18 protein-coding genes are annotated in these 16378 nt (G+C 34.4%); 10 read left to right on the top strand and 8 right to left on the bottom strand.

The window, feature by feature from the left end; genetic code table 11:
* Nucleotides 1–121: 121 nt before the first annotated feature.
* From EAI80_RS04360 to EAI80_RS04345, 4 genes are all read right to left on the bottom strand, one after another.
* Nucleotides 122–394, bottom strand: coding sequence for a hypothetical protein (locus EAI80_RS04360; RefSeq protein ID WP_129981064.1), 273 nt, complete (start codon nt 392–394; stop codon nt 122–124).
* Between the two features lie 109 nt (nt 395–503).
* On the bottom strand, nt 504–1124 hold the full coding sequence (locus EAI80_RS04355) for a flavodoxin family protein (RefSeq protein WP_129981063.1): 621 nt from the start codon (nt 1122–1124) through the stop codon (nt 504–506).
* Between the two features lie 12 nt (nt 1125–1136).
* Nucleotides 1137–2057, bottom strand: coding sequence for an aldo/keto reductase (locus EAI80_RS04350; protein WP_129981062.1), 921 nt, complete (start codon nt 2055–2057; stop codon nt 1137–1139).
* Nucleotide 2058: 1 nt separating this feature from the next.
* Nucleotides 2059–3810, bottom strand: coding sequence for an aminopeptidase P family N-terminal domain-containing protein (locus EAI80_RS04345; protein ID WP_129981061.1), 1752 nt, complete (start codon nt 3808–3810; stop codon nt 2059–2061).
* A 73-nt stretch (nt 3811–3883) separates the two neighbouring features.
* Between EAI80_RS04345 and EAI80_RS04340 the strand changes: the two genes are divergently transcribed.
* The 6 genes from EAI80_RS04340 (at nt 3884) to EAI80_RS13330 (ending at nt 8424) form a co-directional block, all read left to right on the top strand.
* On the top strand, nt 3884–5629 hold the full coding sequence (locus tag EAI80_RS04340; RefSeq protein WP_129981060.1) for a M3 family oligoendopeptidase: 1746 nt from the start codon (nt 3884–3886) through the stop codon (nt 5627–5629).
* Nucleotides 5622–6221: a hypothetical protein gene (locus tag EAI80_RS04335; protein ID WP_129981059.1), complete on the top strand. Its 600-nt coding sequence runs from the start codon at nt 5622–5624 to the stop codon at nt 6219–6221. The genes EAI80_RS04340 and EAI80_RS04335 overlap by 8 nt, the downstream gene beginning before the upstream one ends.
* A complete protein-coding gene (locus EAI80_RS04330; RefSeq protein ID WP_129981058.1) occupies nt 6218–6793 on the top strand; it encodes a maltose acetyltransferase domain-containing protein in 576 nt (191 codons plus the stop codon). Before EAI80_RS04335 ends, EAI80_RS04330 begins: the two co-directional genes overlap by 4 nt.
* Nucleotides 6790–7362, top strand: a complete 573-nt coding sequence (locus EAI80_RS04325) for a phosphatase PAP2 family protein (RefSeq protein WP_129981057.1) — start codon at nt 6790–6792, stop codon at nt 7360–7362. The genes EAI80_RS04330 and EAI80_RS04325 overlap by 4 nt, the downstream gene beginning before the upstream one ends.
* Entirely contained in the window at nt 7359–8156 is a 798-nt protein-coding gene (locus EAI80_RS04320) for an MBL fold metallo-hydrolase (RefSeq protein ID WP_129981056.1), read from the top strand. The genes EAI80_RS04325 and EAI80_RS04320 overlap by 4 nt, the downstream gene beginning before the upstream one ends.
* 121 nt (nt 8157–8277) lie before the next feature.
* Nucleotides 8278–8424: a hypothetical protein gene (locus tag EAI80_RS13330; RefSeq protein ID WP_022424163.1), complete on the top strand. Its 147-nt coding sequence runs from the start codon at nt 8278–8280 to the stop codon at nt 8422–8424.
* A gap of 16 nt (nt 8425–8440) precedes the next feature.
* Here the strand turns inward: EAI80_RS13330 and EAI80_RS04315 are convergent, their stop codons facing one another.
* From EAI80_RS04315 to EAI80_RS04305, 3 genes are all read right to left on the bottom strand, one after another.
* Nucleotides 8441–9535, bottom strand: a complete 1095-nt coding sequence (locus tag EAI80_RS04315; RefSeq protein WP_129981055.1) for a glycerol dehydrogenase — start codon at nt 9533–9535, stop codon at nt 8441–8443.
* Between the two features lie 67 nt (nt 9536–9602).
* Nucleotides 9603–10283 (bottom strand): fructose-6-phosphate aldolase, encoded by a 681-nt coding sequence (locus EAI80_RS04310; protein WP_006504381.1) that lies wholly within the window; start codon nt 10281–10283, stop codon nt 9603–9605.
* A 12-nt stretch (nt 10284–10295) separates the two neighbouring features.
* Entirely contained in the window at nt 10296–12710 is a 2415-nt protein-coding gene (locus EAI80_RS04305; protein ID WP_129981054.1) for a glycyl radical protein, read from the bottom strand.
* A gap of 185 nt (nt 12711–12895) precedes the next feature.
* Between EAI80_RS04305 and EAI80_RS04300 the strand changes: the two genes are divergently transcribed.
* The 3 genes from EAI80_RS04300 to EAI80_RS04290 are packed head-to-tail and all read left to right on the top strand — an operon-like array spanning nt 12896 to nt 14814.
* Complete coding sequence (locus EAI80_RS04300) at nt 12896–13789, top strand: glycyl-radical enzyme activating protein (RefSeq protein WP_129981053.1); 894 nt, start codon at nt 12896–12898, stop codon at nt 13787–13789.
* 28 nt (nt 13790–13817) lie between these two features.
* Complete coding sequence (locus EAI80_RS04295; protein ID WP_129981052.1) at nt 13818–14573, top strand: DeoR/GlpR family DNA-binding transcription regulator; 756 nt, start codon at nt 13818–13820, stop codon at nt 14571–14573.
* A gap of 43 nt (nt 14574–14616) precedes the next feature.
* Nucleotides 14617–14814: a hypothetical protein gene (locus EAI80_RS04290; RefSeq protein ID WP_192924000.1), complete on the top strand. Its 198-nt coding sequence runs from the start codon at nt 14617–14619 to the stop codon at nt 14812–14814.
* 50 nt (nt 14815–14864) lie between these two features.
* Here the strand turns inward: EAI80_RS04290 and EAI80_RS04285 are convergent, their stop codons facing one another.
* A complete protein-coding gene (locus EAI80_RS04285) occupies nt 14865–15656 on the bottom strand; it encodes a metallophosphoesterase (RefSeq protein WP_238634407.1) in 792 nt (263 codons plus the stop codon).
* Between the two features lie 115 nt (nt 15657–15771).
* Between EAI80_RS04285 and EAI80_RS04280 the strand changes: the two genes are divergently transcribed.
* Nucleotides 15772–16377, top strand: coding sequence for a hypothetical protein (locus tag EAI80_RS04280; RefSeq protein ID WP_129981050.1), 606 nt, complete (start codon nt 15772–15774; stop codon nt 16375–16377).
* Nucleotide 16378: the final 1 nt, after the last annotated feature.

Genomic DNA, 16378 nt, shown 5'->3' with positions numbered 1-16378 from the left:
GGTGTCTGCCGTTTATATAGCTGACACCTTAACTTAATTACCTGATGGTATTAGTTTTGTTTAACTTAATACCATTGGGTTATATTCCCTGCTGACTAAGAGATGTTCAACATCTCTTTTTTTATATTTTTAAATCTTTATGAACTATTCCAACAAAAAATAGAATAAGAATTGTGACTAAGATAGTAATCACAAATAGTTCTAAAGTGTTCTGCTTAGGTTGTTCTTTTCTTTGAACTGTTACTGAAGCATTTTTATTTGTATTATTTGTATTTTGAACTGTTTCTGTAAGAACAGGTGAATAAGCCTGTACAGAGGGTGGCTGTACACAGCCAATCACTAACATAATTATAGATAAACATTTGATTAATCGCATCATGATAGAGTTACTCATTGAAATGCCTTCTTTCCCCACATACAACTGTATTCTAGTCCTCATATAAACAATCGTCAATATAACAAGCGCTTACAAATATATAAAAAAGAGAAGAAAAATTCTTCTCTTAATGATGAAAGTTCGTATGTCCAGTAGAGAGCTCTGGTCTTTCAAGACCATCTTTTTTACCTGCTTCAATAGACTTAAGAAGCCAGCTCATATTTTTGGCGATATTCTGCATAGTCGCAACACCTTCTGCATCTTTATAAACATCTTCAGGTTCACGTCCAAAGACTTCATTCCAATAATTGGCAGATACAATAGGCATATGAGAGATGCTGAAATGTTTGTTGACAACATCCATGCTTGCCACTTGTCCAGCACGTCTTGCACTAAAGATACAAGCGCCTGGTTTATAGACAAAGACACTCTTATTTGAATAGAAGGCTCTGTCTAATACTGCAAGTAATCTTGCACTCGGATGAGCATAATAGACAGGTGAGGCAAAGATAAAGCCATCACAGTCTTTTGCTTTTGTAGTGATTTCATTGACTACATCATCAAATACACATTGATGTTCAGTTACACATTTCTTACAGTTCATACAATCCGCAATAGGCTGATTACCGATAAAGATGATTTCTGTTTCAATACCTTCTTCTTCTTTAAATGTCTCAGTCATAATATCTAACGCTGCACGTGTACAGCCATTATTACGAGAGCTTCCATTAATCATAAGTACTTTCATAGATTAACCCCCTTATGGTAAAGGTTTACCGCTTGCTAGATAAAGATCATACCATTCCTGACGTGTTAATTCAATATTCGCAGCTTCTGCTGTTTCAATTAAATGTTTAGGAGAAGTCGTACCAGTAATTGCTTGAATATGGGCAGGATGTCTTAAAATCCATGCAGTCGCAATTGCGGCAGGAGTAACATTATATTTCTCTGCTAGATCATCAAGGATGTTATTTAATTTCTTATAATCAGGATGATTTAAAAAAGTCCCTTCAGCCCAAGACGCCTGCACAATGCTCCAAGCCTGGATTGTGATATTATTTAATCGACAATAATCAAGCACACCGCCATCTTTATCAATCGCAAAGTCTTCCTTCATATTCATGTTCATGCCACTATCAATCATCACAGAATGCACAATAGAAAGCTGTAACTGATTAATAATAATAGGATGCTTTGTATACTTCTGTAATAAGGCAATCTGTCCTGGTGTATGATTAGATACTCCAAAGTATTTGACCTTACCACTAACATACAGTTCATCAAATGCTTCTGCCACTTCTTGAGGGTCACATAATGCATCAGGTCTATGTAATAAAAGAATTTCTACATGATCAGTATGGAGTCTTTTTAATGACCCATTGACCGCATTTATAATATACTCTTTAGAAAAGTCATAACGTTTCCCAGGTACAATGGCACACTTTGTCTGAATAATCATCTTTTCACGATATTCAGGATGTTTTTCAAGAACTTGGCCAAATAACTCTTCTGACTTTCCTCCACCATAAATGTCAGCATGATCAAAAAAGTTAATACCACAATCTAATGCAGTCTTCACAAGTTCTTCTACTTCCTCAACACTCTTATCTGCAATGCGCATGCAGCCCAAGGCTATTTCAGATACTTTTAAATCAGTTTTTGGTAAATCATAGTACTTCATATTAAATACCTCTTGTATAAGTTTTTAACCATTCATTTTCTTCATCAGTTAAGTATGGATTTAATGATTCTCTTACGAATTCATGATACTTATTCAATGCTTCTCTTTCATCAGTTGTTAGTAAAGAAACATCAAGACCATCTAAGTCAATAGGACATAAAGTAAGAGGTTCAAACTTCATCCACTGACCATACTCATTCTTGATATCTTCAACACATAATAATTCATTTTCTAAACGGATACCAAACTGACCTTCAATATAAACACCAGGTTCATCCGTTGTAATCATACCTGCTTCCTGAATTGCAGAAGGTTTACGTGGATCACGTAAACGTGGTCTAATATCATTTGGTCCTTCATGGACATTTAAGAAATGACCCACACCATGACCTGTACCACACTGGAAATCAATATGCTGCTTCCATAACTCATGTCTTACAAGACCATCAATCCAGATACCATTTGCACCATATAAGAAAACAGCTTCCTGCATCTTCAACATAGCCTTTAATACATATGTGAAGTATTTTCTTTCAGTTCCACTGATTTCACCTAAAATGAATGTACGTGTAATATCAGTTGTACCATCTAAATACTGTCCACCTGAATCAATAAGAAGCATACCTTCTTTTTTAACATGAACATCTTGTTCGTGAGATGGATGATAATGCATTAATGCCGCATTTTCTTTATAAGCAGTAATTGTATTAAATGAAACATCAGTAAATAATTCCTGTGCTTCTCTAAAGCTTAATAGCTTATCAGTAATAGAACATTCAGTCGCATCATCAGGCATAGAAGTCTTTAACCAATACATGAACTTAGTCATTGCTACACCATCTTTTAAATGGGCATGCTTTGTATTTTCAATTTCTACATCTGACTTAATACTCTTGAAGTATTGAGATGGGTTAGATCCATCCATGATTTCACAGTCTATAAATGAATAGATGGCATAGTTAATAGCACTTAAGTCTACAAGTACCTGACCACTTAATCTTTTTGTATCTAGATAGATATCATCATAAGAACGGATTTCAACACCATCATTCTTATAAGCTTCAATCATCGCTTCATCATAAGTACCATCCTGAAGATATAAATAAGCATTATCTAAAGTAATAATACTAAATGCCATAGCCATTGGAGAATGAGGAATATCCTTACCTCTAATATTGAAGGTCCATGCAATATCATCTAATGATGTAATGATATGCGCATTACATTCATTCTCTTCCATATAACCACGAATCCATTCAAGCTTCTGTGCTGTGCTTTGTCCATGATACTTCACATCATAGATATAAGCAGGTTCATGAGAACGTTCTGGACGATTTGTCCATACATCAGTCATATCGATGTCTTTTAATTCAAAATCAGTTTCTCTACCTTCATCTAAATCAATGATAAATGAAGCAGTTGTTACTTTACCATTGAAACCAAGAACATCACCATCATCAAGATGATCAATGAGGAAATCCTTCACACTAGGAACATCTGCATTACCCATCTTCATGAGCTTAATACCAGGATAGAGTTCTTTTTCTGCCTGAATGAAATAACGTCCATCAGTCCATAACCATGCTTCTTCCTGTCCTACAACTAGGACTCCAGCAGAACCAGTAAAGCCGCTTAGATACTTTCTAAACTGGTCATGTTCGCCTACAATTTCACTTTGATGATCATCATCAGTAGGCACATAATAGAACTTGATATTTTGTTCTTTTAATCTTTTCTGTAATTCTTTTATCATTTTTTTATCACCCAAGATAAGTTTAACACAAATGAGAGAGATAAGGTATAATACAATTAGGAGATGATTAATAATGAACGAATGGAATCTTGATGCCTTATATACGTCATTTCAAGACAAAAAATTTCAAGAAGATTTAAACACGCTTAAGGATTTAAATAAGAACTATTGTGCTTATAGAAGCGAGAAAACAGAAGCGGCATTACATAAAATAATAGAGACAAAAATAGAAATTGAAAAGAGAGTAGAAATGCTTCATTTTTTTATACAGCTTTCTTTATCAGCTCATACAGATAACGTCGAAGCATCACGTTATCTTGATCAATTAAATAATATAACTGCCTCAATGATAGGAGAAGATATTAAGAATAATGCCTATATTGCGGAGTTTGATTTAGATAGTTGTCAGGATTCTTTTATTAAGGAACATGAATATATTTTAAAAGAGATTCAACGTAATCAAAAACATCGCTTAGATGAAAAACAGGAATCGATCATAGCTCATATGAAAAATACAGGTTCTTATGCCTGGATGAAGCATAAGGATGCAGTTGTATCTTCTATTAAAGTGAATATAGATGGATATGATTATCCTTTGACTAAAGTACTGAACATGGCTCATAGTCCAGATAAGCAGACAAGAATGAAAGCTTATTTCGCAGAACTAGAAGCCTATAAACCATATGAAGAAACGATTGCGACATGTTTAAGTGGAATCAAGGGAGAAGTACTCTATACAAGTAAACTGAGAGGATATGAAACACCATTAGTAGAATCATGTATCAAATCACGATTAAAGATGGAGACTCTTAATACATTACTTTCTGTAATGAAGAAGAATTTACCTGATATAAGAGAATATCTAAAAATCAAGGCAGACTATCTAGGCTATCAGAACGGCTTACCTTGGTTTGAACTATATGCCCCTGTTGTTGAAGATGATGAAGACTATCCATTTGAGAAAGGTTCTCAATTTGTCGTGGATCAGTTCTACACATTCTCAAAACATTTAGGTGATTTTGCGACTCATGCAATTAAGAATCATTGGGATGATGTCTATCCAAGAGAAAATAAAGTTGGTGGTGCATTCTGTGAAAATATTAGAAGTTTAAAACAAAGTCGTTTCTTATTCAACTATGGAAATCATTTTTCTGATGTGATTACTGTAGCCCATGAATTTGGTCATGGTTTCCATGGAAGATGTTTAGGCAATCAAACAATATTGAATACCCATTATCCAATGCCTATTGGAGAAACAGCCTCTAACTTCTGTGAAACAATAGTGGGAAAAGGTGCATTAAAATCAGCAACACCTACTCAAAAGATTGTGATATTAGAGAATACATTAAGTAATGCGGTACAGGTGATCTGTGATATTTATTCCCGTTTCTTATTTGAAAGCCGCTTCTTTGAAGCAAGAAAACAAGGACCAGTGAGTGCGGAAGAAACAAAGAAAATCATGCTTCAAGCACAGATAGAAGCGTATGGTGATGGATTAGATCATAATTATCTCCATCCATATATGTGGACATGGAAACCTCATTATTATGATTCAGACTATTCATTCTATAACTACCCATACGCCTTTGGTTCATTACTTGCGAAAGGACTTTATGCACGTTATCAAAAAAAACCTGAACACTTTCCAGAGGATTATGAAACATTCCTTTCGGTCACAGGTAAGATGGATTTAGAAGATATTGCGAAAACACTTGATCTAGATCTCACAAATGAGTCGTTCTGGCAGAGTTCTATTGATATCATCAAAGAAGATATTGATACATTTAAAACACTTCTAGAGGAATACAAACATGATTGATACGTTCTATCAAAAAGAAAATCTAGAAGTTTATAAACGTTATCTCTATTTCCAGTTAAAAGATGATTCTCGTTTTCAAATACAATTTAATGAAAATGAATATCATATTGCCTATCAAAATCGTACTGCTTCTATTCACTTTCATGATATAGGTATGATAGAAGAAAAAATCATCAGTGATGATAAACAGATCTTCTATCTTCACTTCCCATTAACGACATTTCCTATTGCCTTAGAACTTTATCAATGTATGATTAATAAACTCATAGAAGAAAAAGTGGAACCAATGAAGGTGGTTTTATGCTGTAGTGGGGGAATGACATCAGGATTTTTTAAGGAAAAGATGCAGAACTATATTTTAAAAAACAATCTCCCATTGATCATAGAAGGGGCAGCAGTTCATACTGTGGAAAAGAAGTGTCTCTATTATGATGTTGTATTATTAGCACCACAAATGGGTTATAAGAAAGAAGAGATAGAAACATTGACACATAAAGATGTAGGTGTGATTGATCCGCAGGTCTTTGCGACATATGATTGTGGCGCATTATACAAACAGATTCAATATTACTATAGGGGGCATAAAGAATGAATGATACAAAAAGCGATATGATTTCAGGCGAACTCTATCAGCCATTTTCAAAAGAACTCTACAATGATCGTCTTTATTGTAAGAGTCTCTGTCATGAGTTAAACAATCTTTCACCGCTTAAAAGAGATGATATCAATCTTATACTAGATAAACTATTAAATGAATGGAATGAAGCCTTTATTGAACAGCCTTTTCATTGTACATATGGCTATAATATCTCTTTAGGGAAGAACTTCTATTCTAAAGATAATCTCTTTATTGATGATAGTGGAATAGTGTCTATTAGTGATAATGTGACTATTGGATATAATGTCACAATACTCACATCAGTTACACCAACGAGTAGCCAGGATCGTGCAAAAGGATTAGAAGGTACACTGCCAGTACGTATTTATGAAGGAGTATGCATTGGATCCAATACAGTGATTTATCCAGGTGTAAAGATCAATAGAGAATCTATTATTGAACCAGGATCAGTTGTAAAGGATGATATCCCACCATTTGTGATTGCGGGAGGCAATCCATGTCGTGTAATTAGCGCAATTGATGATAAGGACTTGATGAGAAAATGAGAGAATTAGGACAATTATATGACTATACACTCCTTCATTTCCTTCATCATCTTGCTGAAAGTACAAATGGTGCACTTACACCATTCTTTCGCTTTATCTCTTATTTTGGTGATAAAGGCATCTTCTTTATCGCTTTATCCCTGGTACTCATTTATTTTAAAAAGACAAGAAAACTTGGTATATGTATCCTCATTAGTCTTGCGATAGGCGCTATCTTTACAAGTCTCTTTTTAAAGAATGCGATAGGACGTCATCGTCCTTATTTATCCGGTGTGGACGAATACTATAACTGGTGGAAGTATGTAGGAGGCTTACATTATAAAGAATTTTCATTTCCTTCAGGACATACCACAGCTACTATGGCTGTTATGATGTGTATATTCTTAACATGTAATAAGAAATACAGCTGGTTAGTTTTTATCTTTGTCGCATTAATGGGACTAAGTCGTAATTATTTCATGGTGCACTACCCAACAGATATTCTAGGTGGTATTATGGTAGGCGGAATATCTGCTCTTATTTCATATTTGATATGTTATAAGAGTAAATTATTGGGAGGGAGAATATGAAACTAACAATGCTAGGCACGGGGAATGCCTTAGTCACTAAGATTTATAACACATGTTTTGTCTTAGAAGACAACTATCAATACTTTATGGTTGATGCAGGAGGAGGAAACCAGATCCTAACTCAGCTAAAAAAAGCAGGATATGACTGGAAGGATATGAAGCATATCTTTTTAACACATAAGCATATTGACCATCTATTAGGAATGGTCTGGATGATGCGTATGATTACACAGTTTATGAATGCAGGTAAATATGAAGGTGATGCTTATATCTATGGTCATGATGAAGTTATTCATATTTTAAAGGATATGGCTGATACACTTCTTGTACCAAAACAGAGTGCATTAATTGGAAAAAGACTTCACTTAGTAGAAGTGAAGGATCAAGAAGTTAAAGAAATTATGGGACATCCAGTCACTTTCTTTGATATCCATTCAACTAAAGCCAAACAGTTTGGTTTCATGGTGGAATATGATGGTAAGAAACTCACATGTTGTGGTGATGAACCTTATTGTGAAGAAGAGAAAGTCTATGCAGAAAATGCGGATGTACTATTGCATGAAGCATTCTGTTTATACGAAGAAAGGGACTTCAGACATCCTTATGAAAAGCATCATTCAACAGTGAAAGATGCCTGTGAACTTGCGCAAAAACTTCATATTAAGAATCTTGTACTCTATCATACAGAAGATGATCATGTAGACAATCGTAAAGAACTCTACAAGGCAGAAGGTGCACACTATTATACAGGAAATATATTTGTTCCTGATGATTTAGAAGTAATGGAATTTTAGAGCTATCATTTGATAGCTTTTTATATTAATAATTTTTTTAAAAAAAGCGCGATATATATATTAATTAACAAGTAGTATATAATATAAATAGATATAAAACTTGAAAGAAAGGATGATGATTATGAGTAAAAAGAAACGCGTCATTTCAGAAGAAAAGACAAAAGAACTTCAAAAAGATTGGCAAGGCTATGGCGCGATGACAGTGGCATATAGTCTTGTAGTTATCATTATCGTTCTTATTGCGATTATCGCAAAATTGTATTTCTAATAGAAAAGCCTCTGGATTATTTTCCAGAGGTTTTCCATTTCTGTCCGTATTGATCAGCTTTGATAATAGCTTTTAATAAATTCTTTGAAGTCACTTCAAAAGGCATATTTAATGTCGTAGATCCTTCTTTAACTGCTTCTAAGCATACATGCAGTAATGCTTCTTCATCTACGTCTTTCATCCCTAAATCAGAGAGTGTAGTAGGTAACTCTAAAGCTTCTAAGAACTCATAATAGCTCTTTAATGTATGCTTAGGTGTATTTTCTAATACCAATTGTACAAGTGTACAAAAAGCGACTTTTTCACCATGCATCTTACTATTTGTTTCAGGAATAAGAGTGAACGCATTATGCAAGCCATGACCTACAGCTTCGCCACCAGACTCAAAACCAATACCACTTAAATAAATATTAGCTTCTATCACATTCTCTAGTGCTTCTGTGACTTTATGTTGCTTACAATCTTCTACAGCCTGCAATCCATAAGAATAGACAATATCAAAACAAGCCTTAGATATTGCGAAAGCACTTCTTGTCACCTGACTATGAAGACAATTCTCACTATGACTCACATAACAAGCCTTTGCTTCAAAATAAGTACTAAATGCATCACCAATACCCGCTCTCAGTAATCTTACTGGGGCATTCGCAATGACCTGTGTATCCACAATTACTTGATCTGGACTCTTAGGTAAATGTAAATAATGATCAAACGTATGATCATCATGATAAATTACTGATAAAGAAGAACATGGGGCATCCGTACTTGCGGCAGTAGGTATAACGACAATAGGCTTTTTCGCATAATAACCACATGCTTTAGTCGTATCTAATACCTTACCTCCACCGACACCGACAATTACTTCACCATTCGTTTCTTCTACAATATGTTGTATTCTTTCAATCTCGCTCATGCTACATTCATTTTGAAATAGTACAACAGTCATTTCCTGTTCATGTAAGCTTTCCTCTATCTGAGGAATAAACATTTCTTTAAGATTTTCACTTGTAATAACGACTATTTTCTTATAGTCCTTTAAATCATCACCAAGACACTTTAATTCATCTTTACCTTGTCTATATCTTGTTGGTGCACCAATCATCTTGCTCATATTATCACGCTCCTATTTCTATTATAGAACATGAAAAAAACATTGAGGAGAATTTTCTCCTCAATGTTTACATATCACAAAGACCTTTGTCTTCTCCGTATACTGAATACCAATCATTATTGAAATCAGTCACAGCTTTAGAAATACTTGGATTTTCAAAGATTGCCTTTAATACGCTGACTGGTGCAGTGATAGCCTGACTACCTGCATTAAATGCATCTCTTACCTGCTGTACACCCTTGAAGCTTGCAGCAAGAATCTTGCAGTCATAACCATCTTCTACGATTCTATTAGATAAATGAGCCATTAATTCAAAAGGATCATTTCCTAAGTTTCCAATTCTATTTGTATATGGTGCAATATAATCAGCACCTGCTGCGAGTGCCATATAAGCCTGCATCAAATCATAAACAGCTGTGGCAGTCACATTTTTCCCTTCAGCCTTTAAGATTTTCATTGCTTTAACACCTTCATAAGTAGTAGGGACCTTTACATATACCTTGTCATCTACTTCTTCAAAGATCTTATGTGCTTCTTTCACGATTTCATCTGCTTCTGTCGCAATAACCTGAATATGTAAAGAACGTTCATCACCAATGATTTTTCTGATTTCTCTCATATGTCCAAAGAAATCCTTTGGGCTTGTCTTCTTTACAATACTTGGGTTACTAGTGACACCTACGATTGGTAAGTGATCCACTGCATCTCTAATTTCTTCTAAATCTACTGTATCAATAATAAATTCCATTGTTTTTTCCTCCTATAAACTCTGTTCAGTTCTACCGATAATATCATCCTGAGTTGCCTTAGATAATACATTGAAGAATGCACTATATCCTGCAACACGTACAATTAAGTCCTTATGATTTTCTGGATGCTTTTGTGCATCTATTAAAGTTTCCTTAGAAACGATGTTGTATTGTACATGGTAACCATGAAGACGATTAAAGAATGTACGAATCAATAATTCTAGTTTCTGTTTATTTTCTTCTGTAGAAAGCATCTGAGGTGTCATCTTCTGGTTAAGAAGTACGCCTCCTGTGATCTTTTCAGTACGAAGCTTAGATATACTCTTGAATACTGCAGTAGGACCATTCTTATCTGTGTTATGTGCTGGAGAACATCCTTCAGCGAGTGGTTCATGTGCATTTCTTCCATCAGGAGTAGCCATTGTACCCATACCCTGACCTACATTGGCACTAATTGAAGAAGTACCTGCATAACGAATACCACCAATAGGACCTCTATTATAACGAGTATTTGGATATTTCTTGATTTCATCAATATAAGAATCATATGCTTCTACAATTAAGTTATCTGCATAATCGTCATCATTACCATACTTAGGTGCTTCATCATTCAACATTTCCTGAATCTTCTTGTTTTCAGGTGACTGGAAATCATCTAAGATCGCATTCCATAACTGTTCTCTTGTAATCTTCTTTTCATCATAAACAAGCTTCTTGATAGCAGCTAAGCTGTTTGCCATATTCGCAATACCGACCTGAAGACCTGAAATGAAGTCATACACTGCACCACCTTCTTTGATAGTCTTACCTCTGCCAATACAGTCATCAGTTAATGCAGAACATAGAATATCAGGCACATCTCTTTCAGATGCCTTATCAATAAAGTTTTCTACAATAACACTATAACGTGTCATTTCTCTTACTGTTTTATCCCATGCTGCAAGTAAATCTTCATAAGTTTCCATTTCAGTAAAGTAACCATGGCCCTTAGTGAAACGTTTGTTTGTAGTTAAGTCAACACCATTATTCATTGTACATAATAATACTCTTGGGAAGTTGATATAAGACATACCTGTACAACGATATCCCCATTTACCAGGAACAGCTGTTTCTACACATCCGATAGCACTATAATTATAAGCATCTTCTTCCTTAACACCCCAGTTAATAAATGAAGGAATAATGATTTCATCATTATTTAATGCTGGCATACCAAATCCAAGCTTCATTACTTCAATACATTCATCAAAGAAATGTTTATTCAGGTTTGCATGATAACGTACAGTTAAGTTAGGCTGAGTAAGTCTTGTTTGAGCCACTGATTTTAATACCGCAAAACTTAATTCATTCACTGCATCCTTCTTGTCAGTAGTCTGACCACCAATAGTCACATTCTGATACATTGGAGAACCAGCTGAACTTAATGTATGAGCCTGTGAACGTACCTTATTGACTGTGAGTGTCTTGATCCATAAACAAGTAAGAAGTTCTAATGCTTCTTCTTCAGTGATCTTCTTTTCGTTGATATCTTTAATATAGTAAGGATACATATACTGGTCAAAACGTCCATAGCTTAATGAATGACCATTTGATTCAATCTGAAGAATCAACTGAATAAACCATACAGACTGTATTGCTTCACGGAATGAATGAGCAGGTTCATAAGGCACCTTTGCACAAATTCTGCTTATTTCTAATAATTCTTCTTTTCTTGCAGGATTTGTTTCTTTTTCTGCCATTTCCTTTGCAAGAGAACTATAACGAAGTGTGAATGTATGTACGGCTTCAATAACAGTTAAAACTGAATTATAGAACATATACTTATCAACACTATCTGGCTGAGCCAAATCAAGCTTTTCTTTCATTTCTCTTGTATAAGCTTCATAACCCTTTAAGCCCTGTGCAAGAATACGTTCATAATTAACTGCAAGATGTGCATCCCCGGCATTCAACTTACCTTCCATACCAAAGACACCTGTTTCCATAAACACACTTACTTCTTCAGGTAGTAAAGCTTCACCTCTTGCACGTAGGTTATTATTTTCCCAGAAAGGGGAAATATCTCTTAACTGCTGTTTTGTTTCTTCAGTGATATAGAATACATCACCATCTCTCTTTTCAAAAAGATCTAATTCATCCATGATGAACTTCATTGTATATTCAGGGAATACTGGTGCATTACAATTCTTTGTAGACTGGTTACCTACAATAAGTGTTTTATCTTCAATATAGATAGACATGTTTTCAAGAATCTTCTTCAACATTCTTGCACGAACCATTACACGTGGCTGATTTAAGTTTTCCTTATAAGCCTCAGTCGCAAGAACAGCACGTTCTCCATCTACATAAGGCTTTTCATCTAATACTTCTTCTCTGAAAGCTTTCATTCTTTCAGTTAACTGACCAAAATGCTGAGTATTTTCCATTTTTGTTCCTCCTAAAGTTTCATACGTAAGTTTTATATCTTTCATTACAAACACATCATACGCACAAAAGCGTTATCAGTCAACTATAAATTATGAAAATAATATCATAAACTTTCATATGAAACTTTTTATGTTGCGAAACATAAGTAGAAATGATAGGATAGAAGCGAAAAGAGGGATATGATATGGAAGGAATTATATTTAATATACAGAAATTTAGTATTCACGATGGACCTGGTATTCGTACAACAGTGTTTTTTAAAGGATGTCCATTAAGATGTGAATGGTGTGCTAATCCTGAGAGTCAGGCAGTGAGTCCTCAGGTTTTATACAATAATGAGAAATGTCTTCATTGTGAAACATGTGTACATACCTGCCCTAAAGGGGCTATAAAGATGGAGGATGGCTTGATTCGAATTGATCATAAAACATGTGATCATTGTATGAAATGTGTCAAAGCCTGTCCTGGGAAAGCCTTAACGCAGGAAGGTGAAGTAAAGACAGTAGAAGAAGTTGTTGATATCTGTATGCAGGATATTGATTTCTATGAAGAATCTAATGGTGGTGTGACTTTATCTGGTGGAGAAGCTATGGTGCAATATGATTTCATGATGGCTCTTGTCCATGCATTAAAAGAAAAAGGACTTCATCTTACGATTGAAACAACAGGTATTGTGGATCATGAGAAGTTTAAGAAAGCAGCTCCGTTATTTGATCTCTTATTATTTGATGTGAAGCAGGCTGATCCAATGAAACATAAGAAGGGAACACATGTCACAAATGAAGTCATTCAAAAGAACTTCAAATGGGCTATTGAACAGGGTCTTAATGTATTACCTAGAATACCTGTTATTCCTGGCTTTAATGAAACATTAGAAGATGCGAAAGAACTAGCAACATGTATTAAAGAAGCAGGTGCAAAAGAGGTACAGCTTCTTCCATTCCATCAATTTGGTGAAAATAAATATAAACTACTTGGTAAAGACTATAAGCTTCATGAAGTAGAAGCATTACATCCTGAAGATTTAGTGGATTATCAAAATGAGTTCATCAAGTGTGGGTTGAATTGTTTCTTCTAGATTAATATAATGAGTGCGGAGGTAATCTATGAAAGACCGCTATAACAAAATATTAGAACTACTTACAAAAGAAAAGAAAATAGAAGTCAATGAATTATCTCAAATACTTGGGGTATCCAATGTCACTATCCGTAAGGACTTAGATGCACTTGAAGAAAAAGGGATTATTAAAAGAGGACATGGCTATGCCATCCTTGCGAATAAGGATGATATCAATGGACGCTTAGCTTATCATTATGAAATAAAGAAAAGAATTGCACAAAAGGCTTCAGAACTTATTCATGATGGAGATACCATTATGATTGAAAGTGGGAGCTGCTGTGCGATTCTTGCAGATACAATCGCATCAGAAAAACTAGATGTCACTATTGTGACTAACAGTGCTTTTATTGCAGGATATATTCGCGATAAAAAGAATACCAATGTGATTCTTCTAGGTGGTGCTTACCAGAAAGATTCACAGGTTATGGTAGGACCTATCGTGGCACAATGTGCTCAAAATTTCTGTGTTGATCAGTTATTTATTGGTGCTGATGGTTATAATCCTCGTGTAGGTTTCACAAATAGTGATCATTTGCGTGCACAGGCTGTTAGAGATATGGCTGAACAGGCAGAACATATTATTGTCTTAACTGAAAGTGAAAAGTTCAATTCACATGGTGTCGTACCTCTTCAGTTAAAAGAACGTATTGATACAATCATTACTGATGATCATATTCCCGAAGATATCAAAACACATTTGTTGTCAGAAAATAAAACATTACTAACTATAGAAAATGAGTGATTAGTTGTTTATTCTAACTAATAAATACAAGGGGTGATGAATAATGAAGGATAAATTTGAACCAATACCAGATCCAACACCAGAGCAAGGCTTTGAAGGTTTATATGCCGGGACTATAGAAAATGGTTCAGAGTATGAACCAGGAGAATATTTTTATGATTTGCGTGGTTTGTCAAAATATTTACGAGAAAATCATCTAAGTCGACCAACAGAAGAAATATTAGCAATGTTTAGAAAATAATTAGTATCTATTTAGATAAACGAATAAACGGAAGGGAGTTCCCTTCCGTTTTACTTTAAGTCTTTTATAATACGTTGTAATTCTCCTGGCTGACCATCTTTATAAGGTATTTTATAAGAAGAACCATCTGTTAAACATAAACAATTTAATTGTCCTCTATCTGCCACAGCGAGTCCACCATCAATACCAATCTTATTATGATAATCAGGATCGTACCAGATATTAAAAGAATGATCATCATTCACATAACATAAAGGCGTATGACCAAATATATAAGTATATTCAGGATTACATGGATTCATATAGAAATATTCTCTAATCCAGGCAAGTAATTCAGGATCACTATCTTCTATATTGATTACCTCAGGATCCACTCCTGCATGCACCATCACATAATGCTTGCCCTGATAATCAAGCTCTATATAATTAGGCAGACTATCAATGAAATCAATAATTTCCTGTACAAACTCTTTCTTTATATCAAAATATTCCTCATAAGGAATAGAATCCTTCTGTAAGAACTCTCTTATACTATTTACAGTACCTGTTGCACCATTCTGTTTCCATAAACGATATGCATTATTCAAATCAGAATCTAAATCATTATATTTTAAGCTGGCTGCTAAAGATTGTCTCATCATGATTTCATGATTACCCTTGATCATATGAACATTAGGCATTGCTTTCACAAAGTAATATATATCAATTGAATTAGGACCACGATCCATAATATCACCTAGGATATATAACTCATCTTCATCAGTGAATTGAATCTTATTGAGCATCAGCTGCAATAACACAAATTGTCCATGTAAATCAGACATGACAAAAATTCTCTTCACTAATACTCACCTGCCTCTCAAATACATTTTATCATACACAAAAAGGAATGCAAAACAGAACATAATCATCAAAAAAAATAGTTGAATTATGATATGATTATTATAGGTGAGGGATATGGATGAATTTTATCAAAAGACCTATTTGATGATTGTTTTTAAATGGTCTTATTACTATACAAGAAAGAATATGAAAAATGTCAGATGTGACATTATTGAAGACACTAAAGATTATCATACTGTACGTTTTTATTTAAAGAATCGTGTCGCTTTTTTAACTGTCTGGCATAATGGCATAATAGAAGAACAAATCACAGATGAAGAAGGGAAAGAAATCTATTTCTATCTCCATTATACTTTAAAGAACTTATCCCAGTTTTTATCTTATTATAGAGATTTTATGGTTGTCTTTTTAAGAGATGCAGACCCTAAACGTGTGAAAGTAGGGATTGTAGACCAGGATGGTTTTTCTTCTAGTTATTTAATTAGTCTAATGAAAGAAAGTCTGACAATAGAAAAATCTAATCTAGAAGTAGAATCAGTGAGTCTTTCTTCATTAGAAGAAGTAGAAGGAGATTATGATGCACTTTATTTATCTCCCTCAGTCATGCATTTAAAAGGGGATATAGAGTCCATTGTCTCTGTTCCTGTGTATGTAATTGATCCTCTTGTTTATGCAACCAATGATTTCTATACACTTATACATACAATTTTGTCAAAATAAT

Source organism: Catenibacterium sp. co_0103, from assembly GCF_004168205.1.
Taxonomy (GTDB): domain Bacteria; phylum Bacillota_I; class Bacilli_A; order Erysipelotrichales; family Coprobacillaceae; genus Catenibacterium; species Catenibacterium mitsuoka_A.
The sequence above is the reverse complement of the archived record's forward strand: the minus strand, read 5'-3'. Positions and strand labels throughout refer to the sequence as shown.

What these genes read in the sequence shown, in the direction of transcription:
- EAI80_RS04360 (WP_129981064.1), bottom strand. Translation starts at nt 394, where the DNA reads ATGAGTAACTCTATCATGATGCGATTAATCAAATGTTTATCTATAATT.
- EAI80_RS04355 (WP_129981063.1), bottom strand. Translation starts at nt 1,124, where the DNA reads ATGAAAGTACTTATGATTAATGGAAGCTCTCGTAATAATGGCTGTACA.
- EAI80_RS04350 (WP_129981062.1), bottom strand. Translation starts at nt 2,057, where the DNA reads ATGAAGTACTATGATTTACCAAAAACTGATTTAAAAGTATCTGAAATA.
- EAI80_RS04345 (WP_129981061.1), bottom strand. Translation starts at nt 3,810, where the DNA reads ATGATAAAAGAATTACAGAAAAGATTAAAAGAACAAAATATCAAGTTC.
- EAI80_RS04340 (WP_129981060.1), top strand. Translation starts at nt 3,884, where the DNA reads ATGAACGAATGGAATCTTGATGCCTTATATACGTCATTTCAAGACAAA.
- EAI80_RS04335 (WP_129981059.1), top strand. Translation starts at nt 5,622, where the DNA reads ATGATTGATACGTTCTATCAAAAAGAAAATCTAGAAGTTTATAAACGT.
- EAI80_RS04330 (WP_129981058.1), top strand. Translation starts at nt 6,218, where the DNA reads ATGAATGATACAAAAAGCGATATGATTTCAGGCGAACTCTATCAGCCA.
- EAI80_RS04325 (WP_129981057.1), top strand. Translation starts at nt 6,790, where the DNA reads ATGAGAGAATTAGGACAATTATATGACTATACACTCCTTCATTTCCTT.
- EAI80_RS04320 (WP_129981056.1), top strand. Translation starts at nt 7,359, where the DNA reads ATGAAACTAACAATGCTAGGCACGGGGAATGCCTTAGTCACTAAGATT.
- EAI80_RS13330 (WP_022424163.1), top strand. Translation starts at nt 8,278, where the DNA reads ATGAGTAAAAAGAAACGCGTCATTTCAGAAGAAAAGACAAAAGAACTT.
- EAI80_RS04315 (WP_129981055.1), bottom strand. Translation starts at nt 9,535, where the DNA reads ATGAGCAAGATGATTGGTGCACCAACAAGATATAGACAAGGTAAAGAT.
- EAI80_RS04310 (WP_006504381.1), bottom strand. Translation starts at nt 10,283, where the DNA reads ATGGAATTTATTATTGATACAGTAGATTTAGAAGAAATTAGAGATGCA.
- EAI80_RS04305 (WP_129981054.1), bottom strand. Translation starts at nt 12,710, where the DNA reads ATGGAAAATACTCAGCATTTTGGTCAGTTAACTGAAAGAATGAAAGCT.
- EAI80_RS04300 (WP_129981053.1), top strand. Translation starts at nt 12,896, where the DNA reads ATGGAAGGAATTATATTTAATATACAGAAATTTAGTATTCACGATGGA.
- EAI80_RS04295 (WP_129981052.1), top strand. Translation starts at nt 13,818, where the DNA reads ATGAAAGACCGCTATAACAAAATATTAGAACTACTTACAAAAGAAAAG.
- EAI80_RS04290 (WP_192924000.1), top strand. Translation starts at nt 14,617, where the DNA reads ATGAAGGATAAATTTGAACCAATACCAGATCCAACACCAGAGCAAGGC.
- EAI80_RS04280 (WP_129981050.1), top strand. Translation starts at nt 15,772, where the DNA reads ATGGATGAATTTTATCAAAAGACCTATTTGATGATTGTTTTTAAATGG.